This window comes from Rhodopseudomonas telluris, assembly GCF_042432815.1.
In the GTDB taxonomy this organism is placed as follows: domain Bacteria; phylum Pseudomonadota; class Alphaproteobacteria; order Rhizobiales; family Xanthobacteraceae; genus Rhodopseudomonas; species Rhodopseudomonas telluris.
This window is the reverse complement of the sequence record NZ_JBHLWM010000003.1, coordinates 447,011-472,784: the sequence shown is the minus strand read 5'-3', so window position 1 is coordinate 472,784 and position 25,774 is coordinate 447,011. Positions and strand designations below refer to the sequence as shown.

General features: G+C 65.7%; 30 protein-coding genes. 17 read left to right on the top strand and 13 right to left on the bottom strand.

Features of this window, described 5'->3' with window-relative positions:
- The first annotated feature begins 52 nt into the window (after nucleotides 1-52).
- The 3 genes from trmD (at nucleotide 53) to leuC (ending at nucleotide 3,029) form a co-directional block, all read left to right on the top strand.
- Complete coding sequence (gene trmD / locus ACFFJ6_RS08985; protein ID WP_378386636.1) at nucleotides 53-799, top strand: tRNA (guanosine(37)-N1)-methyltransferase TrmD; 747 nt, start codon at nucleotides 53-55, stop codon at nucleotides 797-799.
- 113 nt (nucleotides 800-912) lie between these two features.
- Nucleotides 913-1,308, top strand: coding sequence for a 50S ribosomal protein L19 (gene rplS, locus ACFFJ6_RS08980; protein ID WP_378386634.1), 396 nt, complete (start codon nucleotides 913-915; stop codon nucleotides 1,306-1,308).
- A 308-nt stretch (nucleotides 1,309-1,616) separates the two neighbouring features.
- The gene (gene leuC, locus ACFFJ6_RS08975; RefSeq protein WP_378386632.1) at nucleotides 1,617-3,029 is read left to right on the top strand and encodes a 3-isopropylmalate dehydratase large subunit; all 1,413 of its coding nucleotides are present in this window, start codon (nucleotides 1,617-1,619) and stop codon (nucleotides 3,027-3,029) included.
- A gap of 145 nt (nucleotides 3,030-3,174) precedes the next feature.
- On the opposite strand, the gene ACFFJ6_RS08970 is transcribed toward leuC, so the two are convergent.
- From ACFFJ6_RS08970 to ACFFJ6_RS08960, 3 genes are all read right to left on the bottom strand, one after another.
- A complete protein-coding gene (locus tag ACFFJ6_RS08970; protein WP_378386630.1) occupies nucleotides 3,175-3,774 on the bottom strand; it encodes a hypothetical protein in 600 nt (199 codons plus the stop codon).
- Nucleotides 3,775-3,919: 145 nt separating this feature from the next.
- A complete protein-coding gene (locus ACFFJ6_RS08965) occupies nucleotides 3,920-4,234 on the bottom strand; it encodes a hypothetical protein (RefSeq protein WP_378386628.1) in 315 nt (104 codons plus the stop codon).
- Nucleotides 4,235-4,374: 140 nt separating this feature from the next.
- On the bottom strand, nucleotides 4,375-4,668 hold the full coding sequence (locus tag ACFFJ6_RS08960; RefSeq protein WP_378386626.1) for a hypothetical protein: 294 nt from the start codon (nucleotides 4,666-4,668) through the stop codon (nucleotides 4,375-4,377).
- A 248-nt stretch (nucleotides 4,669-4,916) separates the two neighbouring features.
- Here ACFFJ6_RS08960 and ACFFJ6_RS08955 point away from each other — a divergent pair, with 248 nt between their 5' ends.
- Nucleotides 4,917-5,129, top strand: a complete 213-nt coding sequence (locus tag ACFFJ6_RS08955) for a hypothetical protein (RefSeq protein WP_378386624.1) — start codon at nucleotides 4,917-4,919, stop codon at nucleotides 5,127-5,129.
- 15 nt (nucleotides 5,130-5,144) lie between these two features.
- Here the strand turns inward: ACFFJ6_RS08955 and ACFFJ6_RS08950 are convergent, their stop codons facing one another.
- Nucleotides 5,145-5,459 carry a hypothetical protein gene (locus ACFFJ6_RS08950; protein WP_378386622.1) on the bottom strand — a complete coding sequence of 105 codons (315 nt, stop codon included), beginning with the start codon at nucleotides 5,457-5,459 and terminating at the stop codon, nucleotides 5,145-5,147.
- Nucleotides 5,460-5,586: 127 nt separating this feature from the next.
- Here ACFFJ6_RS08950 and ACFFJ6_RS08945 point away from each other — a divergent pair, with 127 nt between their 5' ends.
- Both ACFFJ6_RS08945 and leuD read left to right on the top strand, forming a co-directional pair.
- Nucleotides 5,587-5,988 (top strand): metallopeptidase family protein, encoded by a 402-nt coding sequence (locus ACFFJ6_RS08945; RefSeq protein WP_378386620.1) that lies wholly within the window; start codon nucleotides 5,587-5,589, stop codon nucleotides 5,986-5,988.
- Between the two features lie 98 nt (nucleotides 5,989-6,086).
- On the top strand, nucleotides 6,087-6,692 hold the full coding sequence (leuD, locus tag ACFFJ6_RS08940) for a 3-isopropylmalate dehydratase small subunit (RefSeq protein ID WP_378386617.1): 606 nt from the start codon (nucleotides 6,087-6,089) through the stop codon (nucleotides 6,690-6,692).
- A 170-nt stretch (nucleotides 6,693-6,862) separates the two neighbouring features.
- Here leuD and ACFFJ6_RS08935 read toward each other — a convergent pair whose 3' ends face one another.
- Nucleotides 6,863-7,741 (bottom strand): HpcH/HpaI aldolase/citrate lyase family protein, encoded by an 879-nt coding sequence (locus ACFFJ6_RS08935; protein WP_378386615.1) that lies wholly within the window; start codon nucleotides 7,739-7,741, stop codon nucleotides 6,863-6,865.
- 195 nt (nucleotides 7,742-7,936) lie between these two features.
- Between ACFFJ6_RS08935 and ACFFJ6_RS08930 the strand changes: the two genes are divergently transcribed.
- Complete coding sequence (locus ACFFJ6_RS08930; RefSeq protein WP_378386612.1) at nucleotides 7,937-8,581, top strand: carbonic anhydrase; 645 nt, start codon at nucleotides 7,937-7,939, stop codon at nucleotides 8,579-8,581.
- Nucleotides 8,582-8,883: 302 nt separating this feature from the next.
- Here ACFFJ6_RS08930 and ACFFJ6_RS08925 read toward each other — a convergent pair whose 3' ends face one another.
- Both ACFFJ6_RS08925 and ACFFJ6_RS08920 read right to left on the bottom strand, forming a co-directional pair.
- Nucleotides 8,884-9,444, bottom strand: coding sequence for a TIGR00645 family protein (locus ACFFJ6_RS08925; protein WP_378386609.1), 561 nt, complete (start codon nucleotides 9,442-9,444; stop codon nucleotides 8,884-8,886).
- 134 nt (nucleotides 9,445-9,578) lie between these two features.
- The gene (locus ACFFJ6_RS08920; RefSeq protein WP_378386607.1) at nucleotides 9,579-10,613 is read right to left on the bottom strand and encodes an aspartate-semialdehyde dehydrogenase; all 1,035 of its coding nucleotides are present in this window, start codon (nucleotides 10,611-10,613) and stop codon (nucleotides 9,579-9,581) included.
- Between the two features lie 157 nt (nucleotides 10,614-10,770).
- On the opposite strand from ACFFJ6_RS08920, the gene ACFFJ6_RS08915 reads away from it, so the two are divergent.
- A complete protein-coding gene (locus ACFFJ6_RS08915; RefSeq protein WP_378386604.1) occupies nucleotides 10,771-11,121 on the top strand; it encodes a hypothetical protein in 351 nt (116 codons plus the stop codon).
- A 165-nt stretch (nucleotides 11,122-11,286) separates the two neighbouring features.
- Nucleotides 11,287-11,667 (top strand): hypothetical protein, encoded by a 381-nt coding sequence (locus tag ACFFJ6_RS08910; RefSeq protein ID WP_378386602.1) that lies wholly within the window; start codon nucleotides 11,287-11,289, stop codon nucleotides 11,665-11,667.
- A gap of 267 nt (nucleotides 11,668-11,934) precedes the next feature.
- Here ACFFJ6_RS08910 and leuB read toward each other — a convergent pair whose 3' ends face one another.
- Nucleotides 11,935-13,047 carry a 3-isopropylmalate dehydrogenase gene (gene leuB, locus ACFFJ6_RS08905; RefSeq protein WP_378386600.1) on the bottom strand — a complete coding sequence of 371 codons (1,113 nt, stop codon included), beginning with the start codon at nucleotides 13,045-13,047 and terminating at the stop codon, nucleotides 11,935-11,937.
- Between the two features lie 262 nt (nucleotides 13,048-13,309).
- Between leuB and ACFFJ6_RS08900 the strand changes: the two genes are divergently transcribed.
- Complete coding sequence (locus tag ACFFJ6_RS08900) at nucleotides 13,310-14,500, top strand: YbfB/YjiJ family MFS transporter (RefSeq protein ID WP_378386597.1); 1,191 nt, start codon at nucleotides 13,310-13,312, stop codon at nucleotides 14,498-14,500.
- Between the two features lie 70 nt (nucleotides 14,501-14,570).
- On the opposite strand, the gene ACFFJ6_RS08895 is transcribed toward ACFFJ6_RS08900, so the two are convergent.
- The 4 genes from ACFFJ6_RS08895 to ACFFJ6_RS08880 form a co-directional block, all read right to left on the bottom strand.
- On the bottom strand, nucleotides 14,571-15,089 hold the full coding sequence (locus ACFFJ6_RS08895; protein ID WP_378386594.1) for a superoxide dismutase family protein: 519 nt from the start codon (nucleotides 15,087-15,089) through the stop codon (nucleotides 14,571-14,573).
- A 138-nt stretch (nucleotides 15,090-15,227) separates the two neighbouring features.
- The gene (locus ACFFJ6_RS08890) at nucleotides 15,228-16,007 is read right to left on the bottom strand and encodes a molybdopterin-dependent oxidoreductase (RefSeq protein ID WP_378386592.1); all 780 of its coding nucleotides are present in this window, start codon (nucleotides 16,005-16,007) and stop codon (nucleotides 15,228-15,230) included.
- A 112-nt stretch (nucleotides 16,008-16,119) separates the two neighbouring features.
- Nucleotides 16,120-16,758 carry a cytochrome b/b6 domain-containing protein gene (locus ACFFJ6_RS08885; RefSeq protein WP_378386590.1) on the bottom strand — a complete coding sequence of 213 codons (639 nt, stop codon included), beginning with the start codon at nucleotides 16,756-16,758 and terminating at the stop codon, nucleotides 16,120-16,122.
- A gap of 212 nt (nucleotides 16,759-16,970) precedes the next feature.
- Nucleotides 16,971-17,558 carry a fasciclin domain-containing protein gene (locus tag ACFFJ6_RS08880; protein ID WP_378386587.1) on the bottom strand — a complete coding sequence of 196 codons (588 nt, stop codon included), beginning with the start codon at nucleotides 17,556-17,558 and terminating at the stop codon, nucleotides 16,971-16,973.
- Nucleotides 17,559-17,827: 269 nt separating this feature from the next.
- On the opposite strand from ACFFJ6_RS08880, the gene ACFFJ6_RS08875 reads away from it, so the two are divergent.
- Nucleotides 17,828-19,339: a malonate--CoA ligase gene (locus ACFFJ6_RS08875; protein WP_378386585.1), complete on the top strand. Its 1,512-nt coding sequence runs from the start codon at nucleotides 17,828-17,830 to the stop codon at nucleotides 19,337-19,339.
- A 260-nt stretch (nucleotides 19,340-19,599) separates the two neighbouring features.
- Here ACFFJ6_RS08875 and ACFFJ6_RS08870 read toward each other — a convergent pair whose 3' ends face one another.
- On the bottom strand, nucleotides 19,600-20,598 hold the full coding sequence (locus ACFFJ6_RS08870) for a cation diffusion facilitator family transporter (RefSeq protein ID WP_378386582.1): 999 nt from the start codon (nucleotides 20,596-20,598) through the stop codon (nucleotides 19,600-19,602).
- A 363-nt stretch (nucleotides 20,599-20,961) separates the two neighbouring features.
- Here ACFFJ6_RS08870 and sdhC point away from each other — a divergent pair, with 363 nt between their 5' ends.
- From sdhC to ACFFJ6_RS08840, 6 genes are all read left to right on the top strand, one after another.
- The gene (gene sdhC / locus ACFFJ6_RS08865; RefSeq protein ID WP_378386580.1) at nucleotides 20,962-21,360 is read left to right on the top strand and encodes a succinate dehydrogenase, cytochrome b556 subunit; all 399 of its coding nucleotides are present in this window, start codon (nucleotides 20,962-20,964) and stop codon (nucleotides 21,358-21,360) included.
- Complete coding sequence (gene sdhD, locus ACFFJ6_RS08860; protein WP_378386577.1) at nucleotides 21,357-21,779, top strand: succinate dehydrogenase, hydrophobic membrane anchor protein; 423 nt, start codon at nucleotides 21,357-21,359, stop codon at nucleotides 21,777-21,779. The genes sdhC and sdhD overlap by 4 nt, the downstream gene beginning before the upstream one ends.
- Before the next feature lie 2 nt (nucleotides 21,780-21,781).
- Nucleotides 21,782-23,605 (top strand): succinate dehydrogenase flavoprotein subunit, encoded by a 1,824-nt coding sequence (gene sdhA, locus ACFFJ6_RS08855; protein ID WP_378386575.1) that lies wholly within the window; start codon nucleotides 21,782-21,784, stop codon nucleotides 23,603-23,605.
- Between the two features lie 140 nt (nucleotides 23,606-23,745).
- The gene (locus ACFFJ6_RS08850; RefSeq protein ID WP_378386573.1) at nucleotides 23,746-24,528 is read left to right on the top strand and encodes a succinate dehydrogenase iron-sulfur subunit; all 783 of its coding nucleotides are present in this window, start codon (nucleotides 23,746-23,748) and stop codon (nucleotides 24,526-24,528) included.
- 240 nt (nucleotides 24,529-24,768) lie between these two features.
- Nucleotides 24,769-25,260, top strand: coding sequence for a pyridoxamine 5'-phosphate oxidase family protein (locus ACFFJ6_RS08845; protein ID WP_378386571.1), 492 nt, complete (start codon nucleotides 24,769-24,771; stop codon nucleotides 25,258-25,260).
- On the top strand, nucleotides 25,261-25,497 hold the full coding sequence (locus ACFFJ6_RS08840) for a hypothetical protein (protein WP_378386569.1): 237 nt from the start codon (nucleotides 25,261-25,263) through the stop codon (nucleotides 25,495-25,497).
- The last annotated feature ends 277 nt before the right edge of the window (nucleotides 25,498-25,774 follow it).

The following is a 25,774-nucleotide window of genomic DNA, read 5'->3' as shown; positions in this document are numbered from 1 at the left end:
ATGCCCGGATCAAGTCCGGGCATGACGTCTGAATTCGCTGCACGGCCTCCTCATGACCTGGCGCGCCACTGTCCTCACCCTGTTTCCGGAGATGTTTCCCGGTCCGCTCGGCGTCAGCCTGGCGGGGCGGGCGCTGGCGTCGGGGTTGTGGGCGCTGGAGGCGCGCGACATCCGGGACTCGGCGACCGACCGGCATCGCAGCGTCGACGACACGCCGGCTGGCGGCGGCCCCGGCATGGTGCTGCGCGCCGACGTGCTGGCCGCCGCGATCGACGCGGCCGACGCTGCGGCGGATCGCCCGCGCCTGGTGATGAGCCCGCGCGGCCGGCCGCTGACCCAGGCACGGGTCGCGGCGCTCGCCGCCGGCCCCGGGCCCCTGATCGTCTGCGGCCGGTTCGAGGGCATCGACCAGCGGGTGATCGACGCCCGCAATCTCGAGGAAGTGTCGATCGGCGACTACGTGCTGTCCGGCGGTGAGATCGCCGCGATGGCGCTGATCGATTCCTGCGTCAGGCTGCTGCCCGGGGTGATGGGCAAGCTCGATTCCTCGACCGAGGAGAGCTTTTCGGCCGGATTGCTCGAATATCCGCAATACACAAGGCCGCAGCTGTTCGAGGGCCGGCCGATCCCCGAGATCCTGACGTCGGGTGACCACGCCAAGGTCGCGGCCTGGCGGCAGGCCGAGGCGGAGGCGTTGACGCAGGCCCGGCGGCCGGATCTGTGGGCCGCGCGGCCAGCTAAGCCCGCACGGACAAAGGGCGAATCGCAAAAATCGCCAAAAAACAAGACGGACGGGTGACAAACCCCCAGGATTGCCGTATAGCACCGGCAAATCCGTGCAATGGCAGGACAATGGATCTTCGCGCAGCCCGCGCCGGGATGGTCGGGCGCGCCGCCGATGGAGAATTACCGATGAACCTGATTCAGACGCTCGAAAAAGAGCAGTTCGACAAGCTGTCCGCCGGCAAGACGATTCCGGAGTTCGGTCCCGGCGACACCGTGATCGTCAACGTGAAGGTCGTCGAAGGCGAGCGTTCGCGTGTGCAGGCCTATGAAGGCGTCTGCATCGGCCGCTCCGGCGCCGGCATCAACGAGAGCTTCACCGTGCGCAAGATTTCGTACGGCGAGGGCGTCGAGCGCGTGTTCCCGCTGCTGTCCCCGATGATCGACTCGATCAAGGTGGTGCGCCGCGGCAAGGTGCGTCGCGCTAAGCTGTATTACCTGCGCAACCTGCGCGGCAAGTCGGCCCGCATCGTCGAGAAGAAGCAGGACCGTCCTGCGGCCGCCGCTGCCGGCGCCGCCGAGTAATCAGCTTCACCGATCCGAAATTCGAAAGCGCGGCCTTCGGGTCGCGCTTTTTTGTTGCGGCTGCGTTGCGCGCCGGCCGGCGCGGCGGAACATTGTCGGTCTGGCGCGACGTGCTATATGGATGGAATGTTTCCAGATCGCTCCACGCTCCAGCCCGCGCGCGTCGTCCTCGACGACCGCAGCCGCCTGCCCTGGCGGTTCTTCGGCCGGCTGACCACGGCCGCGCTGATTAGCTGATCCGGCGCCGCGCGCTGCGCGATCATGCACTCACTTCGAAAATGCAAAGATCCTTCTGAAGGACCGACACCATGTCCGCGACCAAACCCACCACGCTGTACGACAAGATCTGGAACGACCATCTGGTCCACGAGGCCGAGGACGGCACCTGCCTGCTGTATATCGACCGTCATCTGGTGCACGAAGTCACCTCGCCGCAGGCGTTCGAAGGGCTGCGCACCACCGGCCGCAAGGTCCACGCGCCGGAGAAGACGCTGGCCGTGGTCGACCACAACGTGCCGACCAGCGATCGCAGTAAGCCCAATCCCGATCCGGAAAGCGCCGAGCAGATCGCCGCGCTGGCCGAGAACGCCCGCGACTTCGGCGTCACCTACTACAACGAATTCGACAAGCGGCAGGGCGTGGTCCACGTGATCGGCCCGGAGCAGGGCTTCACCCTGCCGGGCACCACCATCGTGTGCGGCGACAGCCACACCTCGACGCACGGCGCGTTCGGGGCGCTGGCGCACGGCATCGGCACCTCCGAGGTCGAGCACGTGCTGGCGACCCAGACGCTGATCCAGAAGAAGGCCAAGAACATGCGCGTGACCGTCGACGGCAAGCTGCCGGACGGCGTCACCGCCAAGGACATCATCCTGGCGATCATCGGCGAGATCGGCACCGCGGGCGGCACCGGCTACGTGCTGGAATACGCCGGCGACGCGATCCGCGCGCTGTCGATGGAAGGCCGCATGACGGTCTGCAACATGTCGATCGAAGGCGGCGCCCGCGCCGGCCTGATCGCGCCGGACCAGCAGGCCTACGATTTCCTGAAGGGCCGTCCGATGGCGCCGAAGGGCGAGCTGTGGGACGCGGCGCTGCGCTATTGGGAGACGCTGCGCTCCGACGAGGGCGCGCATTTCGACCACGAAATCCGGCTCGACGCCGCCGCGCTGCCGCCGATCGTGACCTGGGGCACCTCGCCCGAGGACGTGATCTCGGTGACCGGCCGCGTGCCGAACCCGGCCGACATCGCCGACGAGGCCAAGCGGCTCTCCAAGGAGCGGGCGCTGGCCTATATGGGCCTGACGCCGGGCACCAAGATCACCGACATCAAAATCGACCGGATGTTCATCGGCTCCTGCACCAACGGCCGTATCGAGGACCTGCGCGCCGCCGCCAAGGTCGCCGAAGGCAAGACCGTCAACGGCAACGTCAAGGCCATGATCGTGCCGGGCTCGGGTCTGGTGAAGGAGCAGGCCGAGGCCGAAGGTCTGGACAAGATCTTCATCAAGGCCGGCTTCGACTGGCGCGAGCCGGGCTGCTCGATGTGCCTCGCCATGAACCCGGACAAGCTGGCGCCGGAAGAGCGCTGCGCCTCGACCTCGAACCGCAACTTCGAAGGCCGCCAGGGCTTCAAGGGCCGCACCCATCTGGTGTCCCCCGCGATGGCCGCCGCCGCCGCGATCGCCGGCCACTTCGTCGACATCCGCGACTGGCACTGACGGACGCGTCATTGCCGGGCTCTCCCCGGCAATCCATCCTGCAAGACCGATGGACCGCCGGATCACGTCCGGCGGTGACGACCACAGCGACATCGAACGACAAACAGGCGCCCATGGGGCGCCTGTTTGCTTTGGAAGACTGTCGTTACCAGTACACGCGCCAGTGACGATGGTGGCGGTGGTGATGCCAGTGATGGCGATGCCAGTGATGCCGCCACGGGCGGAACTGGCAGACGCGGCGGGGGCCGTAATAGGTGTAGATCACGCGGCAGAACCGGCGCGGGCCGTAGTACACCGGCGCGTAGGTACGCGGACCGTAATAGCCGTAGTAGCGCGGGCCATGGAAATGCCGGCGGAAGCCGTAGTGGCGGTGACCGTAGAACCGTGGTCCGCCGTAAAATCTTGGACCGCCGTAGAACCGGCGATGATGATAGGCGCCGCCGATCCCGTACGCGCCGCGATGGAATCCGCCGCCGTGAAACGCCGGACGAAAGCCGCCGCCGCGGAAGCCGCCGCCGTGAAAATGCCCGCCGTGAAAGCCGCCACCATGGTGACCGCCGCGCACCTGAATGGCGCGTTCGGTTGCCGGCTTGACCGCGCCGGCGCTCACCGGAGCGAACGCCTGCGCCCGCGGCGCGGTGGCGATCGACGCGGCCACGGCCGCGATCGCCGCGACGCTCAGCAAACCGAGTCGCCGCACGAAGGTCAAACGTCTCCGTCCCATTGCGATTGCTGCTGTGGCCATCCGTCCTCCAATCCGCCGTGCCGGCGATGGGATGCAAAGGCTCTTCAACTGCAGCAAGGCTAGGCGGGGGACGGTGAACGCGCCATGAATGGATCACGACGAAGGGCGACGGCGTGATCTCCGCGTCGCCAACTACGCGTCGTGCTTACCAGGACGGCTGAAAGCCGTAGCCGCCGAAGCCGAACGGAAAGAACGGCGCCATGCCGTCCGGACGGGCGCCGTAGGGCCGCGCCGCAGCGGGCGGCGCCGCACGATGCCGAGTGCCATGTCGGTAGCTGTGACGGCGCGCGGGGCGCTGCGCATGCGCGCGGCCGCGATGACGCGAGCTGAACTCGGTCGCCGACAGGTGCCGGCTGATCTGCGTTCCGCCGTCCCGGTATGAGGCAGACGGTTGGGCAGACGCAGCACTCGTCAGCCCGAGTGCGACCGCGACGATCGCGGCTCCGATCCATCTTTGCATCGCAACATCCTCCAAGGATGGCTCCAGCGCTCCCGCGCCAGCGAGGCCATTCTCATGCTAGCGCGCCGCGGCGCCCGGCAACAGGCCCAAACAAAAACAGGCCCGCGGAACGGGCCTGTTTGCTGAACAACGCGTTGCGATCAGCGCCAGTGGCGGTGATGCGGCCGCACGTAGCGATGATGGCCGTAGACGCGATGCGGGCGGTGCCAATGGCGATGATGCGCGCGCGGGTGATGGCGGTAGCCGTGGTGATGACGATAGCCGTGACGATGGTGGCGATACTGCACTTCGCTCACGTTCGGCACGACGTCGCGCTGCACGCTGCTGGCGATGCCCGCGGCCGCAACCGGCGCGGCCTGCGCGCGATCACCGGGCGCCGCGATCAGCAGCAGACCCGCGATGGCGGCCAGACCCGAAAGTTTCAAAAAGTTCATGATGAGTTTCCTTGTTGGAGTGCGCTTCATCGAGTGCTGCGGAGTTGTTAGTCGAGATCCGCAGAGCGACCGGCGCCGCTTGTGATCATGCTGAGGCGCGTGACGTGAACGCGAAGTGAATGCGTTTGCATGCGCGAGTGAATGCGTCCGCGCCGAAGTAGTTCCGCGTCGGATGTTTTTTACTCTGCACGCTGGAAACCAAACGCGGGTTTGTGCGTCTTTGCTGGCATTTGGCAAAGGAGACCAACATGACGCAGGCACGCTTGCGACGAAGCATCGCGGCAGCGGCGGCCGCGACGTGCGGCATCGTGGCGCTCAGCGCAAACGTCGCAGCCGCGGCACAAGGTAGCGGCGCTGCGCCGGTCGCGGGCGAGCCCGTCGAATCCGCGATGGCCTTCATGGTGTATGGATCGATGGCGGCCGGATTGGTCGCCGGTCTGATCCGTCGCGCCGAGCGCTGACGACGGTCAGGCGGCTCAGCCGCGCCGCCAGAAGCAGTTCATCCGCGGCGTGATGACGGTGCCGCTCGGCCGATATTCCTGCACATAGGTGGCGGTGCATTCGCGCACCGCATTCGGGCCGGGATTGAAGCGCGGCGAGACGTCGTCATCCGGCACGACGCGCGGATAGATCCGCAGCCGCTTCGGCCGGCGCCGCTGCTGCGCCGACACGTCGGTGGCAGCGGTCGCCTGCTGCTGCGTGGCCGCCGGCTGCGTCCGGGACTGGGCCTGCGCTGCTTGCGGAGCCTGCGCCAGCAGCAGCGCCGCTGCCAGACCCGTCGCCAAGGTCATCCGTCCGATCATCGCCCGCCGTCCCATCCTCGATCCTCGCCGGCACCGTCCCCGATCAGGCTGCCGGCGTCAACCGCAACCGTTTGCCGCCTTTGCCGAAACCCCGGTCATCCCCTACAACGAGCCGATGTGGACCACCGCCAAAGCGCCCTCGCTCGCCGACTTCGAGGAGATGGCGCACGACGTTTACGGCAAGCTGCCGCCCGAGTTCCGCGCCCTGTGCGAGGGTGTGATCATCCGCGTCGACGATTTCCCGACCGACGAGGTGATGGACGAGATGCAGGTCCAGACCGAGTTCGACCTGCTCGGCCTGTTCCAGGGCATCGGCCTGCCGCAGCAGTCGAGCCAGGACATCGCCCCGATGCCCAACATGATCTGGCTGTATCGCCGCCCGATCCTGGATTATTGGGCCGACCACGACGACACGCTGGGCGAGATCGTCCGCCACGTCCTGATCCACGAAATCGGCCACCATTTCGGCCTGTCGGACGCCGACATGGAAGCCATCGAGGCGCAGGCGGACGGCTGAGGGCGGGTTGAGGCCGACGCAGGGCGACCTGCGCAACAAACGCCTTGGAACGCAGCTTCTGGCCAGCTAAAACCCGGCCTCAATCTGGGAAAATCGCCATGGACAAGTTCACCACGCTGGAAGGCGTCGCGGCGCCGCTGAAGATCATCAATGTCGATACCGACATGATCATTCCGAAGCAGTACCTGAAGACCATCAAGCGCACCGGGCTCGGCAAGGGCCTGTTCTCCGAACAGCGCTACAAGGACGACGGCAGCGAGAACCCGGACTTCGTGCTGAACAAGCCCGCCTATCGCAAGGCGTCGATCCTGGTCGCCGGCGACAATTTCGGCTGCGGCTCGAGCCGCGAGCATGCCCCGTGGGCGCTGCTCGACTTCGGCATCCGCTGCGTGATCTCGACCTCGTTCGGCGACATCTTCTACAACAACTGCTTCAAGAACGGCATTCTGCCGATCCGCGTGTCGCAGGACGATCTCGACAAGCTGTTCGACGACGCCGAGCGCGGCGCCAACGCCACCGTGACGATCGACCTGCCGGCGCAGGAGATCCGCGGTCCGGACGGCGGCACGATCAAGTTCGAGATCGACCCGTTCCGCAAGCACTGCCTGATCAACGGCCTCGACGACATCGGCCTGACGCTCGAGAAGAAGGCGTCGATCGACAGCTACGAAGCCAAGCTGAAGACCGAACGCGCCTGGGCGTAAGCCTTCGCTTCGCTACACGGCGCGCCGCGCGACGGTCGGCTGTCGCGCGCGGAAACGTGTCGTCACCTCATGCCTCAGCCGTCATGCGCGGGCCTGACCCGCGCCTCCATCTTCTCAAGACGATGATGGATCGCCGGGTCGAGCCCGGCGATGACCTTGGTGTGTAAAATTCAGCGCCCTGCCAGCTCGATCGCGTCGGCGATCGCGATCGTCTTCTTGGCGATCTCGGCATGCAGGCGCTCGACCATGCGGCCGTCGAGCTGGATCGCGCCGCGGCCCTGGTTTTCCGGGCGCTCGAACGCCGCGAGGATGGCGCGGGCCTGAGCCACGTCGGCGGCCGGCGGCGTGAAGGCGGCGTTGCAGGCGTCGATCTGGCCCGGGTGGATCAGCGTCTTGCCATCGAAGCCGAGATCGCGCGCCTGGGCGCATTCGGCACCGAGCCCATCGACATTGGCGATGTCGCTGTAAGGGCCATCCAGCGCGACGAGACCGTGGACGCGCGCGGCAAGCACGCAGTTCAGCATCATCGGAATCATGGTCGAGCGGCCCGGCAGCATGCGGATGCCGGTTTCGCGCGAGATGTCGTTCGGTCCGAACACGAAGCCGGCCAGCCGCGTCTGCGGATTCTGCGCCTGCGCGGCCAGCTCCTCGGCATGCAGCACGCCGCGCGCGGTCTCGATCATGATCCAGAGCCGGATCGCCGGATCGGCTTTCAGCGCGGCGAACTGCGACACGATCGTCGCGATGTCCTCGACGCTCGACACCTTCGGCACCAGAATGCCGTCCGGAACGACGTTCGCGGCCATCGCCATGTCGTCCTGCCACCACGGCGAATCCAGCGCGTTGATGCGCACCAGCACCTCGCGGTGGCCGAAGCCCTTCGCCGCCACGGCCGCGGCGATCTGCTCGCGCGCCTGCGCCTTGGCGTCCGGCGCCACCGCGTCCTCGAGATCGAGGATCAGCCCGTCGGCCGCGAGCAGCCGGGCCTTTTCGAGCGCCCGCGCATTCGACCCCGGCATGAACAGCAGGCTGCGGCGCGGTCGGATCATCGGAGGCCTCCAGAGCATAGGAAAATCACCCGAGCCGATACCATTTCGTCGCTCGCGCCGGAAGGCTTGTTCATCGCCGCATCCTGTGATTATCCCTGCGGCATCAGGCGCGCGCGTATCCTGGTCGCATCACATCCCCGCATCCGCGCAACATTCGCAACCTGACTCTTCTCCAGCCACAGAGAGACCGCGCCGATGGCCTCCTTCCCGACCTCCCTGATCTCCGGATACGAAGCGTTTCGCGCCCAACGGCTGCCGACCGAGCAGTCGCGCTATCGCGAACTATCCGAACGTGGCCAATCGCCCGAGGTCATGCTGATCGGCTGTTGCGACTCGCGTGTGTCACCCGAAGTGATCTTCGATGCCGGCCCGGGCGAAATGTTCGTGGTCCGGAATGTCGCCAATCTGGTGCCGGTGTACGAGCCCGATGGCGGCGCGCATGGCGTGTCCGCCGCGCTGGAATTCGCCGTGCAGGTGCTGAAGGTGAAGCACATCGTGGTGCTCGGCCATGCGCAATGCGGCGGTATCCGCGCCTTCGTCGAGAAGCCGGCGCCGCTGACGCCGAGCGACTTCATCGGACGCTGGATGTCGATGTTCAGCAAGCCGGGCGAAGTCGTCGAGCAGCGCGACCACGAAACCATGCAGCAGTTCATCACCCGGATCGAGAAGGCCGCGGTGTTCCGCAGCCTGGAAAACCTGATGACCTTCCCGTGCATCAAGATCCAGGTCGAGCGCGGCAAGATCCAGCTGCACGGCGCCTATTTCGGCGTCGCCGACGGCGAGCTGTCGGTGCTCGATCAGGAGAGCAAGCAGTTCGTGCCGGCCGTGAAGCTGGTGTGAGGCCCACCGCGATCGTGATGCCGGGCTCGTCCCGGCAATCCATCGCTCTGCGCAAGCGTGTTAGTCTCGCGCGCTCCCGCGCACGACGCTTCGAGCGCTTCATCGATTGATTGAAGCAATCCGGTCTTGCAGAGGCACTGAGTCCTCGTCCTGAGGAGCCCGGCGCAGCCGGGCGTCTCGAAGGATGGGGCCACGCAGTGCCGATGGCGCATGGTTCGAGACGGCGCTGCGCGCCTCCTCACCATGAGGATGTGCTTGTGGCCCACATCAGCAAGCTTGAGTGCGCCTCAAACAGAACCGCTCTAGTGCGCGCTTTTGCTGGTGCCGTGGCCGCCCCAGCGATCGGACAGCGCCATGATCAGCGTCGACACCACGAACACCAGATGGATGCCGACCAGCCAGGCCAGCTTGGTGGTGTCGTAGCCCGAGTCGAGATTCATGAAGGCCTTCAGCACCTGGATCGCCGAGATCGCCACGATCGAAGCGAGCAGCTTCTGCTTCAGCCCGGCGAAATCAACCTGGGTCATCCACTCCGGCCAGTCCGGGTGGTTGCCGGGATCGATCCGCGAGACGAAGTTCTCGTAGCCGGAGAACACCACGATCAGCACCAGATTGCCGGTAAGCGAGACGTCGATCAGGCTCAGCACACCGAGGATGATGTCGGATTCCTTGGCCAGCGTCGCGTGCACGATGAATTCGTACAGCAGCATGACGAACTTATAGAGCAGCACGACGAGGCTGATCACCAGGCCGAAATAGAACGGCGCCATCAGCCAGCGGCTGTTGAACAGCAGCGTCTCGAAGCCGCGCTCGACGCGTTTGGCGGAGGACGGGGATGGGGTCGGATCGGGTTGGTCGGTCATGATGCGGCCGTGGGCAATGAAGCTGCGCCAGCCTAGCGTGCGGGCGCGTTCGCGTCAGTACCGTTGCGCACCATGAACGCAAATGGCCGGGGACGAGCCCCGGCCATTGTGTCGATGCCAGAATTTCTGACGGACTACGCCGCCTGCTTCTTGGCGGTGATCAGCTTGCGGTTGATCAGCACTTCGGCGATCTGGATCGCGTTCAGCGCCGCGCCCTTGCGCAGATTGTCCGACACGCACCACAGCACCAGGCCGTTATCGACCGTCGGGTCGGTGCGGATGCGGCTGATATAGGTCGCATCCTCGCCGGCGGCTTCATACGGCGTGACGTAACCGCCGGGCTCGTGCTTGTCGATCACCAGGCAACCCGGCGCGCTGCGCAGGATGTTGCGCGCCTCGTCGACCGAGATCGGGTTCTCGAACTCGATATTGACCGACTCCGAATGGCTGACGAACACCGGCACCCGCACGCAGGTCGCGGTCAGTTTGATCTTGGGGTCGAGGATCTTCTTGGTCTCGACCACCATCTTCCACTCTTCCTTGGTAAAGCCGTCCTCCATGAAGACGTCGATCTGCGGGATGAGGTTGAAGGCGATCCGCTTGGGGAATTTCTTATTCACCAGCTCGCTGTTGGTGTAGACGGCCTTGGTCTGCGAGAACAGTTCGTCCATCGCATCCTTGCCGGCGCCCGACACCGACTGATAGGTCGACACCACCACGCGCTTGATGGTGGCGTGGTCGTGCAGCGGCTTCAGCGCCACTACGAGCTGCGCGGTCGAGCAGTTCGGATTGGCGATGATGTTCTTCTTGGTGAAGCCGGCGGCGGCCGCGGCGTTCACTTCCGGAACGATCAGCGGCACGTCCGGATCCATCCGCCACGCCGACGAATTGTCGATCACGACCGCGCCCTGCGCGCCGATCTTGGGCGACCATTCCTTCGACACTTCGCCGCCCGCCGACATCAGGCAGATGTCGACGTCGCTGAAGTCGTAGTGCTCGAGCGCCTTGCATTTCAGGGTTTTGTCGCCGTAGCTCACCTCGACGCCGACCGAGCGGCGCGACGCCAGCGCCACCACCTCGTCCGCCGGGAACTTGCGCTCGTCCAGAATGCCGAGCATTTCGCGTCCGACATTGCCGGTCGCACCGACCACCGCGACTTTGTAACCCATCGTTGACTCTCCGAAGAAATTCGCCCGCCGCGTTGCTGACGCGGAAAGGAGAAACCAGCGCTTCTATGCGAGAAACGCCCACAACACAACTTGATACCTGCCTTGCGCCGACCGGCGCGCCGTCCCTTTGCGTCCCATTCCGCCCGGAGTGTTGCCGATGCGACCGAACCCGCCCAGACGGGCCGCGCCTCACCGGATCCATCCAGCGCTGAGCAGCTTCGCCGACGACTGCAGCCGCACCCTGACCGGGCTGCTGCTCTATGTAGGTGCGCTGGCGTTGATCGGCATCCTCGTCGCCACCACCGCCGGACCGTTGACCGAGGCGGCGATCACGGCGGCGACCGAACTCGCGGCCGGCCGGATCGATCTGGCCGCCACCACCGACAATCCGGAAATCCTCCAGCCTGCCGACGACGGCCGCAAGACGCCTGCACAGCGCGCCGCCTGGGGCCGGGACAGCGCCGCGTCCCCCGGCCCGCAGAAGCTGGGGCTGCGCGGCGCAATCTGACGGGTGATTCGCTGGAATCGTTTAAGGCGCTGGAATCGATGCAACATTCTGGCAAGGTCGGGATTGCATTATTGCGCGCGGTGTTGCCCGATTGACCTTGTGGCGATGCCACAGGCGCGGCTAGAAAGAGGCGTAATTCGCAATGCGTCTGCCGATGAGGACCCGATGACCCTGAAACTGAATGCCGCCAAGACGTTTGCGGTGCTGCTCGCGACGGCGGCGGTGATCGCGGCCGGCATCTCTTCTGCAGACGCGCAGCAGACCACCAAGAAGCGCGTCTACAGGACCAACGACCAGATCCGCTACGGCGACCGCGGTCCGAACGTGTCGTACCAGTCCGGCCCGCGCACCCGCGTCTACATCACCAAGCGCTCCTGGCTCGACGCCGGCACCGAAGTGCTGCCGGGCGACCGCAAGTTCACCGACTATGCCAACCCGCCCGGCTACTCCTTCGCCCGCGAGAACGGCCAGCGCCCGATCGACCGCGCCCCGCTCAACCCGCCGTCGGATCTGGGCGGCTACCCGACCGGCTTCCCGCTGTACTGAGCGACACCGACACCCGGCGACGAAGACATCCCGATACGAAAATGCCCGGCTTGGCCGGGCATTTTTTATGGTCAACCGCCCGTCTCGTCCTCACCCGAGCCACGTGCCCCGGATGCTGCGCAGCGCGCCGCCCTTCGCGGCGTGGTGCGCTGCTGATCCGGGGCCCCGGTGCCTTCGGGAGTCAGCGAGACATCAAAACCGTCGAAAACCGCGGTCCCGGGTCTGCGAAGCGGCATAAGAATGCCGCATCGCGCCCGGGACACAAGGTCAGCCGTGCAGCGCCTGCAGTTCGGCGACGATGGCTTCGCCCATCTGGCTGGTCGACACCACGGTGGCACCTTCGCTCTTGATGTCGGCGGTGCGCAGGCCCTTGGCCAGCACGGCGGCGATTGCCGCATCGAGCTTGTCGGCCAGATCGCCCATGTCGAGCGAATAGCGCAGCGCCATGCCGAACGAGGCCAGCATCGCCACCGGGTTGGCCATGCCCTTGCCGGCGATGTCGGGCGCCGAGCCGTGCACCGGCTCGTACATCGCCTTGCGCTTGCCGGTCTTGCTGTCGACTTCGCCGAGCGAGGCCGACGGCAGCATGCCGAGCGAGCCGGTCAGCATCGCGGCGATGTCGGACAGCATGTCGCCGAACAGGTTATCGGTGACGATGACGTCGAACTGCTTCGGCCACTTCACCAGGTTCATGCCGCCGGAGTCGGCGAGCTGGTGCTCGAGCTGGACGTCCTTGTATTCGCGCTGGTGCACCGCCGTGATGACCTCGTTCCAGAGCACGCCCGTCTTCATGACGTTGCGCTTCTCCATCGAAGTGACCTTGTTGCGGCGCTTGCGGGCGAGGTCGAACGCGACCCGGCCGATCCGCTCGATCTCGTAGGTGTCGTAAACCTGAGTGTCGACCGCGCGCTTCTGGCCGTTGCCGAGATCCGTGATGGTCTTCGGCTCGCCGAAATAAACACCGCCGGTCAGCTCGCGGACGATCATGATGTCGAGGCCCTCGACCACCTCGGGCTTCAGGCTGGAGGCTTCGGCGAGCGCCGGGTAGCACACCGCCGGGCGGAGATTGGCGAACAGCGCCAGATCCTTGCGCAGCCGCAGCAGGCCGGCCTCCGGCCGCGCCTCGTACGGCACGCCGTCCCACTTCGGTCCGCCGACCGCGCCGAAGATCACCGCATCGGAGGCCTGCGCGAGCGCCATGGTGGCGTCGGTGATGGCGACCTTGTCGGCATCATAGGCGGCGCCGCCGACCAGGCCGTGCTCGGTCTCGAACTTGGCGATCCCGGCCTTGTTCAGCCAGTCGATCAGCCGGCTGACCTCGGCCATCACTTCGGTGCCGATGCCATCGCCGGGGAGAAGGAGCAGTTTATGCGTCGCCATTTGAGACCTCGATATGATGAAAGTCGTCATGCCCGGGCATAGCCGTTCGAAGAACGGCGTCGTTTCACGCGCCTATGACCCGAGCATCTATCCATTTTCGCGAAGAAGCTGGATTGCCGGGTCAAGCCCGGCAATGACGACCTGCGGAATTTCGGCCGAGTGCTAAATCGCCATTGCCGGCTTGGCAAGACAGTGTTGCCGGAGCTGTTGTTGCCGTTGCGGGGCATTCGCTGTCACAATGGCAGCGCCGGAGACTTCCCCTTTGACCCTGCTCGACCGCACCGAGGCGGCGCCTGCGAATCCCGCGCGCCTGATCCTGATCCTGTCGCTCGCCCCCACGGTGGGGCTGGGCATCGGCCGCTTCGCCTATTCGCTGCTGCTGCCGGACATGCGGGACAGCCTGTCGTGGACCTATTCGGCGGCCGGATTCATGAACACCATCAATGCCGCCGGCTACCTGGCCGGCGCGCTGATCACCTCGAAGCTGGTGCAGCGCTACGGCCTGTCGGCGATCGTCCGGGTCGGGACGCTGGCCTGCGTGCTGTCGCTGGCGCTGTGCGCGGCGTCAGGGAATTTCGTGCTGCTGTCCGCGGCGCGGCTGATTGCGGGAATCGGCGCCGCGCTGGCGTTCGTGGCCGGCGGGGCGCTGGCGACCATCATCGCCCAGGCGCAGCCCGCGCGCTCGGCCTTCCTGCTCAGCCTGTTCTACGCCGGCCCGGGGATCGGCATCCTGTCGTCCGGGCTGATCGCGCCGTTCCTGCTGCAGGCGGCCGGACCGGGGTCGTGGTGGATCGGCTGGCTGGTGCTTGCGGCGCTGGCGGCCGCGATGACGCTGCCGCTGCTGCTGGCGCCGCTCGACAGCCACGCCACCATGAGCAGCGAGACGCCGGCGAGCTTCCGGGTGCGGCCGGTGCTGATCTATCTGGCCGGCTATTTCATGTTCGGCGCCGGCTACATCGCCTACATGACCTTCATGATCGCCTATGTGCGCGACGCCGGCGGCGGCGCGGCGGCGCAGAGCGCGTTCTGGTGCCTGATCGGCTGCAGCGCCTTCGTCACGCCCTGGGTGTGGCGGCGGGTGATGGCGCTGCACCGCGGCGGGCTGTCGACCACCATCATCCTGAGCGTCAACGCGATCGGCGCGGCGCTGCCGCTGTTCGGGCTATCGACCGCGATGCTGGCGATCTCGGCGCTGGTGTTCGGGGTGTCGTTCTTCGCCGTGGTGGCCTCGACCACGGCCTTCGTCCGCTTCAACTACAGCCAGGCGGAATGGCCGGGCGCGATCGCCGCGATGACGATCTCGTTCGGCATCGGCCAGACGCTGGGCCCGCTGGTGGTGGGCGCGATCACGGACGCGATCGGCTCGCTGTCCTCCGCGCTCGCGGTGTCGGCCGCGACGCTGGCGATCGGCGCGCTGTTGTCGGCGTTTCAGCAACCGCTGCGGCGCGCCTGATTCAGGCACGTAATTCCGGGTTCACGCGCGGTGCGCGTGCCCCGGAATGACCCCGTGTGGAAAGCTCGACTTACCGCGCCTCTTCGATCACGCCGCAGGCGATGCGGTCGCCGGCGTTGCCGGCGGGATCGGACTTGTAGTCGTCGGCCTTGGCGTGGATCACCAGCGCGGTGCCGTCGGGCTTGAACACCGAGTTCGGCTTGCCCTTCTCCAACGTTACCGCGTCGTTGACGATGTCGATGTCGAGACGGCCGGACGCCGGGATGGTGAGGTTCGGCATGTCGCCCGCATGGGCGCCGCCCTCGGCCATCTTGCCGTGCTTCTTGTTGTCCGGATTGAAATGGCCGCCCGCCGAGGTGAACGGCGGCTCGCACTTGCCGACGGCGTGGATGTGGAAGGCGTGCTCGCCCGGCGGCAATCCCTTCAGCGACAGCTTGATGGTGACACCCTTCGAGCCCTGGGTCAGGGTCGCGCCACCGACATCGGCGCCTTCGGCGTTCTTCAGCATCACTCTGGCGTTGTCGGCCGCGAAGCCGGTGGTCGTCAGCGCGACCAACGCGGTGGCGGCGAGCATGGAGCGAATGATCATTGGAGCCTCCCTGATGCGGCACTTCGAAGTCTGGCCGCCCGCACCATTTAGGCCCGGTCGGTCGGGCAGGCAACGTTCCCTCGGCAGCGAAGTTGCTGCGGCCATCCGCCTTTCCGGCGCGAGCGGTTCGCAGAACCGCTACAGGCCGCTGAACGAATTGTAGCCTTGGTCTTCCCAATAGCCGCCCTTGTAGTCGTTGGTGACTTCCATCGACACGACGTATTTGGGATTCTTGAAGCCGAGCTTGGTGGGGATGCGGATCTTCATCGGATAGCCGTAGGCGCGCGGCAGAATCTGGCCGTCATATTTGAACGTCATCTGCGTCTGCGGATGCAGCGCGGTCGGCATGTCGATCGGCGAGGTGTAGTCGTCGGCGCAGCGAAACCAGACATATTTGGCGCGGGTGTCGGCGCCGACCAGCTTGAGGAAATCGCGCAGCGGCGTGCCGCTCCACGAACCGATCGCGCTCCAGCCCTCGACGCAGATGTGCCGGGTGATCTGTTTGACCTCGGGCAGCTTGCTCAGTTCGTCGATCGTCCAGCTCTTCTTGTTGTCGACCAGGCCGGTAACCTCGAGCGCCCACTCCTTGCCATCAATGGTGGGCGCCTCGTCCAGCGAGTAGAAAGCGTTGAACGGGAATGGCCTAGTGATCTCCTTCTCAGAGTAGGTCGGCGCCAGCGCGTTCGGATTGAAGATCGCGGCCTGCACCGCATCGTTGAATTTCGACACCTTGGCGAGCAGCGTCTCGGCCGATGCGCCGTCGACCACGTCGCAGCCGGTCAGCAGCGTCAGCGCGCCGAGGCTGGCGCCGCCGGTGAGGAAGCGCCGGCGCGTCACGTCGGGCATCAGCGCCGCGGCGTCCTTGATCAGCAGCTTCTTGTCGACGCCGGGAATCAGCAGCGATTTGATGCGCAGCATGGTGACGTTCCTCGTTGGTCGTCATTGCAAGAGCGAACCGACGAAGCAATCCAGCCAATTGCACCAGGTCTGGATTGCTTCGCTACTCTCGCAGCGACGGGATTTTCCTGACTTAACGGCCGATGATCATCGCGCGCAGGCTTTTCGGCACCAGCAGCGCGAGCAGGATGTGAACCACCAGGAACGCGCAGATCGCCGTCATGGCGGCGAAGTGCACGTAGCGCGCGGTGTCGTAGCCGCCGAACAGTGCGGTGAGCGCCTGGAATTGCACCGGCTTCCAGATCGACAGGCCGGACAGCACGATCAGCACGCCGACCAGCAGGATGCCGGCATAGAGCAGCCGCTGCACATAGTTGTAGACGGAGAGGTCGGCATGCGACAGCCGGAAGGTGAGCGCCTTGCCGAGATCCGATATCACGCCGCGCGGCGAGATCGGCCACAGCTTGCGGCGGAAGCGGCCGGTGGCGAAGCCGAGCGCCACATACAGCACGCCGTTGATCACCAGCACCCACATCGCGGCGAAGTGCCACAACAACCCGCCGCCGAGCCAGCCGCCGAGCGTGATGTTGCGCGAGAACTGGAAGTCGAACAGCGGCGAGGCGTTGTAGATCTGCCAGCCCGACATGATCATGGCGATCATCGCGGCCGCGTTGATCCAGTGCATGATCCGCACCCAGGCGGGCTGGATCACCTTGGCGGCGGAGCTGACGCCGGCGGCGCCGGCCTGCTCGCTGATCGTCGTGCTCGACATCGCTTGCGGTCCTGAAACGGGTTGGTCCGGGAGAGGCATCTGCCAGACCATAACCCCGCCTCGTTACGGCCACTCCCTCACGATCGCCAGCGCGGAACGTCGCTTGCGATCACGAAAGCGCGAGCCGTTTTGCGGCCCGCGCCTCGCGAAGCGGCAGGGGAGCCACTTCGGTCGGCCGCTCCCGGGGGACGTAAGGAGCGGCCGGTGCCCGATTAGGACGGCATCAGGACGGTATCGACCACGTGGATCACGCCGTTCGACTGATTGACGTTCGGGATCGTGACGGTCGAGCTGCCGCCTTTGGAGTCGATCAGCGTCACCGTGTCGCCCATGCGCTTCACCGTCAGCGTCTCGCCTTCCACGGTGGTCAGCTTCTTGCCGTCGGTGAGATCGGCGGCGGCGAGCTTGCCGGGCACGACGTGATAGGTGAGGATCTTGGTGAGCTGCTTCTTGTTCTCCGGCTTCACCAGCGTATCGACGGTGCCGGCCGGCAGCTTGCCGAAGGCGGCGTTGGTCGGCGCGAACACGGTGAACGGCCCCTTGCTTTCCAGCGTCTTGACGAGGCCGGCGGCCTTCACGGCGGCGACCAGCGTGGTGTGATCCTTGGAGTTGACCGCGTTCTCGACGATGTTCTTCGACGGATACATCGGCGCGCCGCCCACCATCACGGTGTTGCCGCCGCTCATCTCGCTTTTCTTCATCATCATCTTGTCTTCGGCAGAGGCCGGCGCGGTGATCGCGGTGTTGAAGGCAAGCACGCTGAGGGCTGCGGCGGACAGGACAGCAATTCGCTTCGACATGTTTCGTCTCCCATTGGGTTGAACGCCCGCGACACTACGCGGGTCGGTGATGACTCGGCTGCGGCGGCGCGGTGGCCTGGCGGAGTGCCTTGTCGTCCGGAGCTACGGGAGGTTTTGCCCGTCGTTTCAGGATTTCTTTTTTGTCGCAGGGTGAAACCGAACGCCGCGTCGCACGTTCCTTGCCGCTTGTGCGCGTGGTATCCGTTGCGTTGGGATCGGCGTTGTTGTTATTGCAGTCGCGCTTTCCTGCAGCCTGACGGAACACCCTCATGAGCGCCAACCTGTTTTCCCGCCTGTTCGACGGGCTCACCGATCCCGCCAAGCTCGCGATCGAGACCGCGGACGGCGGCCGGATCAGCTACGGCGATCTCGTGGCCCGCGCCGGCCGCGTCGCCAACGTGCTGATCGACCGCGGCGTCGTGCCCGGTGATCGCGTTGCAGCACAGACCGAGAAGTCGGTCGAGGCGCTGGTGTTGTACTTGGCGACGGTGCGGGCCGGCGCGGTGTATCTGCCGCTCAACACCGCCTACACGCTGCACGAGCTCGATTACTTCATCGGCGACGCCGAGCCGAAGCTGGTGGTGTGCGATCCGAGCAAGCGCGACGGCGTCGCCGAGATCGCCGCCAAGGTCGGCGCGAGCGTCGAGACGCTCGGCGCCGACGGACAGGGTTCGCTGACCGATGCGGCCGCGCAGGCGAAGGAAGACTTCGCGACCGTGCCGCGCGCCGCCGACGATCTCGCCGCGATCCTCTACACCTCGGGCACCACCGGCCGCTCCAAGGGCGCGATGCTGAGCCACGACAATCTGGCGTCGAACTCGCTGACGCTGGTCGACTATTGGCGCTTCACGCCGGACGATGTGCTGATCCACGCGCTGCCGATCTATCATACGCACGGCCTGTTCGTGGCCAGCAACGTCACGCTGTTCGCGCGCGCCGCGATGATCTTCCTGCCCAAGCTCGATCCGGACAGGATCATCGACCTGATGGCGCGCGCCACCGTGCTGATGGGCGTGCCGACGTTCTACACGCGGCTGCTGCAGAGCCCGCGGCTGACCAAGGAGTCGACCAGCCACATGCGGCTGTTCATCTCCGGCTCGGCGCCGCTGCTCGCCGATACGCATCGCGAATGGCAGGCGCGCACGGGCCACGCCGTGCTCGAGCGCTACGGCATGACCGAGACCAACATGAACACCTCGAACCCGTATGACGGCGACCGCGTCCCCGGCGCGGTCGGTCCGGCGCTGCCGGGCGTATCGGCGCGGGTCACCGATCCGGAAACCGGCAAGGAATTGCCGCGCGGCGAGATCGGCATGATCGAGGTGAAGGGCCCGAACGTGTTCAAGGGCTATTGGCGGATGCCGGAGAAGACCAAGTCGGAATTCCGCGACGACGGCTTCTTCATCACCGGCGACCTCGGCAAGATCGACGAGCGCGGCTACGTCCACATCCTCGGCCGCGGCAAGGATCTGGTAATCACCGGCGGCTTCAACGTCTATCCGAAAGAGATCGAGAGCGAGATCGACGCGATGCCGGGCGTGATCGAATCCGCGGTGATCGGCGTGCCGCATGCCGATTTCGGCGAGGGCGTCACCGCCGTGGTGGTCCGCACCAAGGGCGCGCCGATCGACGAGGCGCAGGTGATCAAGAGCCTCGACGGCCAGATCGCCAAGTTCAAGATGCCCAAGAAGGTGATCTTCGTCGACGACCTGCCGCGCAACACCATGGGCAAGGTCCAGAAGAATGTGCTGCGCGAGACCTACAAGGATATTTATAAGTAATCGGGCGCAGCGCCCGCACCACTATCTGCCTCACACACTGTCATTCCGGGGCGCGCGCTGCGCGATGCGGAATGACGGAGCAAGACGGACGAAACTAACTGATAGCGTAAAGACACGAGGCGCCGCTTGAACCCCTCCCCCTTGCGGGGAGGGGCGGCCGAGCGAAGCGGAGGCCGGGGTGGGGGTGCCGCGAGCACATCGCCTGGGGACCCCCACCCCCGACCCCTCCCCGCAAGGGGGAGGGGAGCGCAGGCACTTCCCTACACCACATGCTCCGGCGCCAGCGCGCAGGGCGTATCTGGATTCGTCTCGATCTGCACGGTGCTGTGGGCGATGCCGAAGTCGTGGTCGAGTTCGTGGGCGAGGTCGATCAGGAAGGCGTCGCCCGGGGGGCCGGAGGGGATCACCAGATGGCAGGTCAGCGCCACTTCGGTGGTCGACATCGGCCAGATGTGCAGATCGTGCACCTGCGTGACGCCTGGCAGGCCCGCCAGAAACGCCCGCACGGCGACCGGATCGATGCCGCGCGGCACCGCGCCCAGCGACATCGCGGTGGAATCCCGCAGCAGCCCCCAGGTGCCCCAGACGATGACGCCGGCGACCAGCAGGCTGACGGCCGGGTCGGTCCAGGTCCAGCCGGTGAACAGGATGACGATGCCGGCGACCACCACGGCGGCCGACACGGCGGCGTCGGCCACCATGTGCAGATAGGCGCCGCGGATGTTGAGGTCGCTGTGGCGGCCGGCGAAGAACAGCCAGGCCGTGACCGCATTGATGACGATGCCGATGCCTGCCACGACGATCATCGTGCCGCTGGCGACCGGCTCCGGATTGAACAGCCGGACCACGGCTTCCCAGCCGATCGCGCCGACGGCGAGCAGCAGAAACACCGCGTTGAACAGCGCCGCCAGGATCGACGAGCCCCGCAGGCCGTAGGTATAGCGCGCCGACGGCGGCCGCTTCGACAGCTCGGCGGCGATCCAGGCGACCGCGAGACCGAGCACATCCGACAGATTGTGCCCGGCATCGGCGATCAGCGCCATCGAGTTGCCGAGCCAGCCGAACACCGCCTCGGCGATCACGAAGGCGATGTTGAGCGCGATGCCGATCGCGAAGGCACGGCCGAAATCCGTCGGCGTGTGATCGTGAGCCCCGGTGCCGTGCCGATGCGCGTGATCGCCGGCCTTGCCGTGATCGTGATGTGCATGATCGTCGTGGTGATGCCCGTGATCGAGGGTGCAGTCGGGGGCGTGGGACATCGGAATCCTGACGAGGTGACGGTGATCTATGCAGGGCCGCCATGCGGCGATGAACCATCGCACGGGCGCGGCGTTGCGGGAAGCAGCGGGTTTCGGCTTTAGAGCGGCTCGAAACCCGATGTTCATCGATGCAGCGGACGACCCTCGCATCGTGACGAGGTCTGAATCCGGTTTCATTTCCGGGACATGGAACGAAGCCCGGAAAATCGCGATCGCATTGGCCTTACGGCCTCTTCAAACGCTGAACTGGAATTCCGAAGATGCGAATTCTTCGTTGCGCTCGTTGAACGTCCTTCGTAAATAGGGGCACTCTCGCGAGCCCCGCCCGGGCCCTGATCGCTCGCCGCCAACCCATAGCAGCCGATGACCGCCAGGATCGACCGACCGCTTTCGCCGCATATGCAGACGTACCGCTGGAGCCTGACGATGACGATGTCCATCGTCCATCGCGCCACCGGCATCGCGCTGTATTCTGGAACCCTTCTGTTGGCGTGGTGGCTGATTGCCTGCGCCGCCGGCCCGGCGTCTTACGCCACCATCCAGGCCTTCACCGGCAGCTGGATCGGCCGCCTGATCCTGTTCGGCTACACCTGGGCGCTGATGCATCATCTGCTCAGCGGCGTCCGGCATTTCGTCTGGGACCTCGGCTACGGCTTCAAGACCGCCGACCGCGAATGGCTCACCTGGGCGGCGCTGATCGGCGGCCTCGTGCTGACCGTGCTGCTCTGGGTGATCGCCTTCTCGATGGGAGCCGCCCGATGAGCGTTCAAGAATCTCACGGCAAGGCCGGCCGCACCGACGCCACCATGCGCACGCCGATGGGCAAGGTGCGCAAGTTCGGCCCCGCCGGCTCCGGCACCAGCGACTTCTGGCGCCAGCGCATCACCGCCGTGGCGATGACGCTGCTGATCCTGCCGGTGGTCGTGGTGATCATGATGCTGCTCGGCCGCAACCAGGCCGGTGCCGCGCAGATCCTCGGCTCGCCGCTGATCTCGCTGGTCATGATCCTGTTCATCATCGCCTCCGCGATCCACATGAAGATCGGCATGCAGGTGGTGATCGAAGACTACATCCAGAACGAGAAGCTCAAGCTCGTCACCATCATGGCCAATAACTTCTTCTCGATCGCCGTGGCGCTGGCCGCGATCTTCGCGATCTTCAAACTCGCATCCGGAGTCTAAGCATGGCGGCGAACCTCAACGGCGCACCTGCCGCGGGCGGAACCGCCTATCCGATCGAAGATCACGTCTACGACGTCGTGGTGGTGGGGGCCGGCGGCGCCGGCCTGCGCGCCGTGGTCGGCTGCAGCGAAGCGGGACTTCGCACCGCCTGCATCACCAAGGTGTTTCCGACCCGCTCGCACACGGTGGCGGCGCAGGGTGGCATCTCGGCCTCGCTCGGCAACATGCACAAGGACGACTGGCGCTGGCACATGTACGACACCGTGAAGGGGTCGGACTGGCTCGGCGACCAGGACTCGATCGAGTACATGGTGCGCAACGCGCCCGACGCGGTCTATGAGCTCGAACATTGGGGCGTGCCGTTCTCGCGCACCGAGGAAGGCAAGATCTATCAGCGGCCGTTCGGCGGCATGACGATGGATTTCGGCAAGGGCCAGGCGCAGCGCACCTGCGCGGCCGCCGACCGCACCGGCCACGCGATGTTGCACACGATGTACGGCCAGGCGCTGCGCCACTCGGCCGAATTCTACATCGAGTTCTTCGCCATCGACCTGATCATGGACGACCAGGGCGTCTGCCGCGGCGTTGTCGCGCTGAAGCTCGATGACGGCACCCTGCACCGCTTCAAGGCGCAGACCACGATCCTGGCCACCGGCGGCTACGGCCGCGCCTACGCCTCCTGCACCTCGGCGCATACCTGCACGGGTGACGGCGGCGCGATGGCGCTGCGCGCCGGCCTGCCGCTGCAGGACATGGAGTTCGTGCAATTCCACCCGACCGGCATCTACGGCTCGGGCTGCCTCGTCACCGAAGGTGCGCGCGGCGAAGGCGGCTATCTGGTCAACTCCGAAGGCGAGCGCTTCATGGAGCGCTACGCGCCGTCCGCCAAGGACCTCGCCTCGCGCGACGTCGTCTCGCGCGCGATGACGATCGAAATGCGCGAAGGCCGCGGCGTCGGCAAGAAGAAGGACCACATCTTCCTGCACCTCGACCATCTGGCGCCGGAAGTGCTGGCCGAACGCCTGCCGGGCATCTCGGAATCGGCGCGGATCTTCGCCGGCGTCGACGTGACCCGCGAGCCGATCCCGATCCTGCCGACCGTGCACTACAACATGGGCGGCATTCCCACGAACTTCCACGGCGAGGTCGTCACCAAGAAGGACGGCGACGACAACGCGGTGGTGCCGGGCCTGATGGCGATCGGCGAAGCGGCCTGCGTGTCGGTGCACGGCGCCAACCGCCTCGGCTCCAATTCACTGATCGACCTCGTGGTGTTCGGCCGCGCCGCGGCGCTGCGCTGCGCCGAGAAGCTGACCCCGAACGGCAAGCAGCCCGAGTTGCCGGCGGATTCCGCCGACCTGTCGCTGTCGCGCCTCGACAAGTATCGCTACGCCAAGGGCGGCACCCCGACCGCGAAGCTGCGTGAGAAGATGCAGCACGTGATGCAGAACAACTGCGCGGTGTTCCGCACCGGCGAAGTGCTGGCCGAAGGCAAGCAGCTGATCCAGAACGTCCACGGCGGCATCGGCGATATCGGCGTGTCCGACCGCTCGCTGACCTGGAATTCGGATCTGGTCGAGACGCTGGAGTTTGACAATCTGATCGTGCAGGCGGTGGTGACGATGAACTCGGCCGCCAACCGCACCGAAAGCCGTGGCGCCCACGCCCGCGAGGACTTCCCGGATCGCGACGACGCGAACTGGATGAAGCACACGCTGGCCTGGATCGGCGGCAACGGCGGCACCACGATCGATTATCGCCCGGTGCACGACTACACGATGACCAACGACGTCCAGTACATCCCGCCGAAGCCGCGGGTGTATTGATCCAAGATCGTATGCCCGGGGCGTAGCCGTTCGACGAACGGCGTTCTAAAAACGCCTATGACCCGGGCCTCCATCTTCTTCGCGGAACGATGGATTGCCGGTCGAGCCCGGCAATGACGAACAGAGCCAGAGGCAACAAGATGGTTGAATTCGCACTTCCGAAGAATTCGAAGATTGTCGGCGGCAAGACCTGGCCGAAGCCGGAAGGCGCGACCGAGGTTCGTGAATTCCGCGTCTATCGCTGGAATCCCGACGACGGCAAGAACCCGAGCGTCGACACCTACTACGTCGACAAGCACGATTGCGGCCCGATGGTTCTGGACGGCCTGATCTGGATCAAGAACAACATCGATCCGACGCTGACCTTCCGCCGCTCCTGCCGCGAAGGCGTGTGCGGCTCCTGCGCGATGAACATCGACGGCGAGAACACGCTGGCCTGCACCAAGGCGATGGACGACGTTCGCGACGGCGCGGTGAAGATCAACCCGCTGCCGCATCAGCCGGTGGTCAAGGATCTGGTCCCCGACCTCACCAACTTCTACGCGCAATACGCCTCGATCCAGCCCTGGCTGCAGACCGTGACGCCGACGCCGCAGAAGGAATGGCGGCAGAGCCACGAGGACCGCGAGAAGCTCGACGGCCTGTACGAATGCATCCTGTGCGCCTGCTGCTCGACCTCGTGCCCGAGCTACTGGTGGAATTCCGACCGCTTCCTCGGTCCGGCTGCGCTGCTGCAGGCGACCCGCTGGGTCGAAGACAGCCGCGATGAAGCCACCGGCGAGCGCCTCGACAATCTCGAGGATCCGTTCCGGATCTATCGCTGCCACACCATCATGAACTGCGCCAAGGTCTGCCCGAAGGGTCTCAACCCCTCGGAAGCGATCGCCAACCTGAAGCTCAAGCTGGTCGAACGCCAGATCTGAGCGGCGTACGCATCGTTCGCATCGCAGCGGCCGGGCCAAGCCCGGCCGCTTTGTTTTAGACACGCCGTCTCCTCGTCATTGCGGGCGAAGCGATCAAGCGCGGTGCTGTGGATTCGATTTGATTGCTTCGTCGCTGCGCTCAATGACGGATGCTCCCGCCATGACGGCAACGTCGCAGCGCGCCGTCGGAACCTCGCTGCAAAGCGATCGTTATCGCCGCTGACGCACAGGGAGAGAAACATGGCGGCAACATCCGACAACGAAGGCAATGCGCAGCACGCGTGGGATCTGATGAAGAAGATCACGTTCGCGATGCTGGCGACGCGCGATGGCGAGAAGATCCGTTCGCGCCCGATGGCCGCTTATGTGCGGCCGGAAGAAGGACAGATCTACTTCCTCACCGATGCCCGCCGGCACAAGGACGAAGAGATCGCGGCCGATCATCACGTCAATCTCGGCTTCGCCGATGCGGGTTCGCAGAAGTACGTCTCGGTCACCGGCTATGCGGCGATCTCGAACGACCGCGCCAAGATCAAGGAGCTGTTCGGCACCGCCGCGAAAGCGTGGTGGGACAATCCCGATGATCCCAACATTCGCGTGCTGAAAGTAACTCCCGAAGAAGCCGAGTACTGGGATTCGCCCGGCACCATCGTCAGCTACGTGAAGATGGCGGTTGCGGCCGCGACCGGCGGACGGCCCGATCTCGGCGAGAACCGCAAGGTTGCGATCTGAATGAGCGGCGCCATGCAGGACCCACCGGGACCTTCGGAAGTCCCGCCGGCGACGCCGGGCACACCGACCGAGCCGCCGTCGGAATCTCCGCCCGGTGATCCGAATCCCGACATTCCGCCGCCGGTGCGCGAGCCTGGCGAATCACCGACGCCGAACGAATTGCCGGGAGATTCGCCGAACGAAGTACCGACGCCGCAGCCACCCGGCCCGGGTGCGCCGAATCCAGCCGTTGCGTAGGCTGGCGTGTAGTTCGCCAGCGTGTCCAAGACCAGACACCACAACACGGCAGATGATCAGATACTACTACAAAGAACGGCGCAGTCCGGCGCCGTTCTTTCTTTGCGCGATGTCGCACCTTCTCGCCGCGCCTGAACGCGCGGTGAATAGCAAGATGTCGCGTTACCACGCCCCGAGAAATAATTAGCAGCATTCCGATGCGAACCGCCACAATCCGGCCCAACGGGTCATCGTTGATCGCCCGCACGAGCCGGTTCCGTATCGCGGAGCGTGTGGT

What these genes read in the sequence shown, in the direction of transcription:
- trmD (WP_378386636.1), top strand. Translation starts at nt 53, where the DNA reads ATGACCTGGCGCGCCACTGTCCTCACCCTGTTTCCGGAGATGTTTCCC.
- rplS (WP_378386634.1), top strand. Translation starts at nt 913, where the DNA reads ATGAACCTGATTCAGACGCTCGAAAAAGAGCAGTTCGACAAGCTGTCC.
- leuC (WP_378386632.1), top strand. Translation starts at nt 1,617, where the DNA reads ATGTCCGCGACCAAACCCACCACGCTGTACGACAAGATCTGGAACGAC.
- ACFFJ6_RS08970 (WP_378386630.1), bottom strand. Translation starts at nt 3,774, where the DNA reads ATGGCCACAGCAGCAATCGCAATGGGACGGAGACGTTTGACCTTCGTG.
- ACFFJ6_RS08965 (WP_378386628.1), bottom strand. Translation starts at nt 4,234, where the DNA reads ATGCAAAGATGGATCGGAGCCGCGATCGTCGCGGTCGCACTCGGGCTG.
- ACFFJ6_RS08960 (WP_378386626.1), bottom strand. Translation starts at nt 4,668, where the DNA reads ATGAACTTTTTGAAACTTTCGGGTCTGGCCGCCATCGCGGGTCTGCTG.
- ACFFJ6_RS08955 (WP_378386624.1), top strand. Translation starts at nt 4,917, where the DNA reads ATGACGCAGGCACGCTTGCGACGAAGCATCGCGGCAGCGGCGGCCGCG.
- ACFFJ6_RS08950 (WP_378386622.1), bottom strand. Translation starts at nt 5,459, where the DNA reads ATGACCTTGGCGACGGGTCTGGCAGCGGCGCTGCTGCTGGCGCAGGCT.
- ACFFJ6_RS08945 (WP_378386620.1), top strand. Translation starts at nt 5,587, where the DNA reads ATGTGGACCACCGCCAAAGCGCCCTCGCTCGCCGACTTCGAGGAGATG.
- leuD (WP_378386617.1), top strand. Translation starts at nt 6,087, where the DNA reads ATGGACAAGTTCACCACGCTGGAAGGCGTCGCGGCGCCGCTGAAGATC.
- ACFFJ6_RS08935 (WP_378386615.1), bottom strand. Translation starts at nt 7,741, where the DNA reads ATGATCCGACCGCGCCGCAGCCTGCTGTTCATGCCGGGGTCGAATGCG.
- ACFFJ6_RS08930 (WP_378386612.1), top strand. Translation starts at nt 7,937, where the DNA reads ATGGCCTCCTTCCCGACCTCCCTGATCTCCGGATACGAAGCGTTTCGC.
- ACFFJ6_RS08925 (WP_378386609.1), bottom strand. Translation starts at nt 9,444, where the DNA reads ATGACCGACCAACCCGATCCGACCCCATCCCCGTCCTCCGCCAAACGC.
- ACFFJ6_RS08920 (WP_378386607.1), bottom strand. Translation starts at nt 10,613, where the DNA reads ATGGGTTACAAAGTCGCGGTGGTCGGTGCGACCGGCAATGTCGGACGC.
- ACFFJ6_RS08915 (WP_378386604.1), top strand. Translation starts at nt 10,771, where the DNA reads ATGCGACCGAACCCGCCCAGACGGGCCGCGCCTCACCGGATCCATCCA.
- ACFFJ6_RS08910 (WP_378386602.1), top strand. Translation starts at nt 11,287, where the DNA reads ATGACCCTGAAACTGAATGCCGCCAAGACGTTTGCGGTGCTGCTCGCG.
- leuB (WP_378386600.1), bottom strand. Translation starts at nt 13,047, where the DNA reads ATGGCGACGCATAAACTGCTCCTTCTCCCCGGCGATGGCATCGGCACC.
- ACFFJ6_RS08895 (WP_378386594.1), bottom strand. Translation starts at nt 15,089, where the DNA reads ATGATCATTCGCTCCATGCTCGCCGCCACCGCGTTGGTCGCGCTGACG.
- ACFFJ6_RS08890 (WP_378386592.1), bottom strand. Translation starts at nt 16,007, where the DNA reads ATGCTGCGCATCAAATCGCTGCTGATTCCCGGCGTCGACAAGAAGCTG.
- ACFFJ6_RS08885 (WP_378386590.1), bottom strand. Translation starts at nt 16,758, where the DNA reads ATGTCGAGCACGACGATCAGCGAGCAGGCCGGCGCCGCCGGCGTCAGC.
- ACFFJ6_RS08880 (WP_378386587.1), bottom strand. Translation starts at nt 17,558, where the DNA reads ATGTCGAAGCGAATTGCTGTCCTGTCCGCCGCAGCCCTCAGCGTGCTT.
- ACFFJ6_RS08875 (WP_378386585.1), top strand. Translation starts at nt 17,828, where the DNA reads ATGAGCGCCAACCTGTTTTCCCGCCTGTTCGACGGGCTCACCGATCCC.
- ACFFJ6_RS08870 (WP_378386582.1), bottom strand. Translation starts at nt 20,598, where the DNA reads ATGTCCCACGCCCCCGACTGCACCCTCGATCACGGGCATCACCACGAC.
- sdhC (WP_378386580.1), top strand. Translation starts at nt 20,962, where the DNA reads ATGACCGCCAGGATCGACCGACCGCTTTCGCCGCATATGCAGACGTAC.
- sdhD (WP_378386577.1), top strand. Translation starts at nt 21,357, where the DNA reads ATGAGCGTTCAAGAATCTCACGGCAAGGCCGGCCGCACCGACGCCACC.
- sdhA (WP_378386575.1), top strand. Translation starts at nt 21,782, where the DNA reads ATGGCGGCGAACCTCAACGGCGCACCTGCCGCGGGCGGAACCGCCTAT.
- ACFFJ6_RS08850 (WP_378386573.1), top strand. Translation starts at nt 23,746, where the DNA reads ATGGTTGAATTCGCACTTCCGAAGAATTCGAAGATTGTCGGCGGCAAG.
- ACFFJ6_RS08845 (WP_378386571.1), top strand. Translation starts at nt 24,769, where the DNA reads ATGGCGGCAACATCCGACAACGAAGGCAATGCGCAGCACGCGTGGGAT.
- ACFFJ6_RS08840 (WP_378386569.1), top strand. Translation starts at nt 25,261, where the DNA reads ATGAGCGGCGCCATGCAGGACCCACCGGGACCTTCGGAAGTCCCGCCG.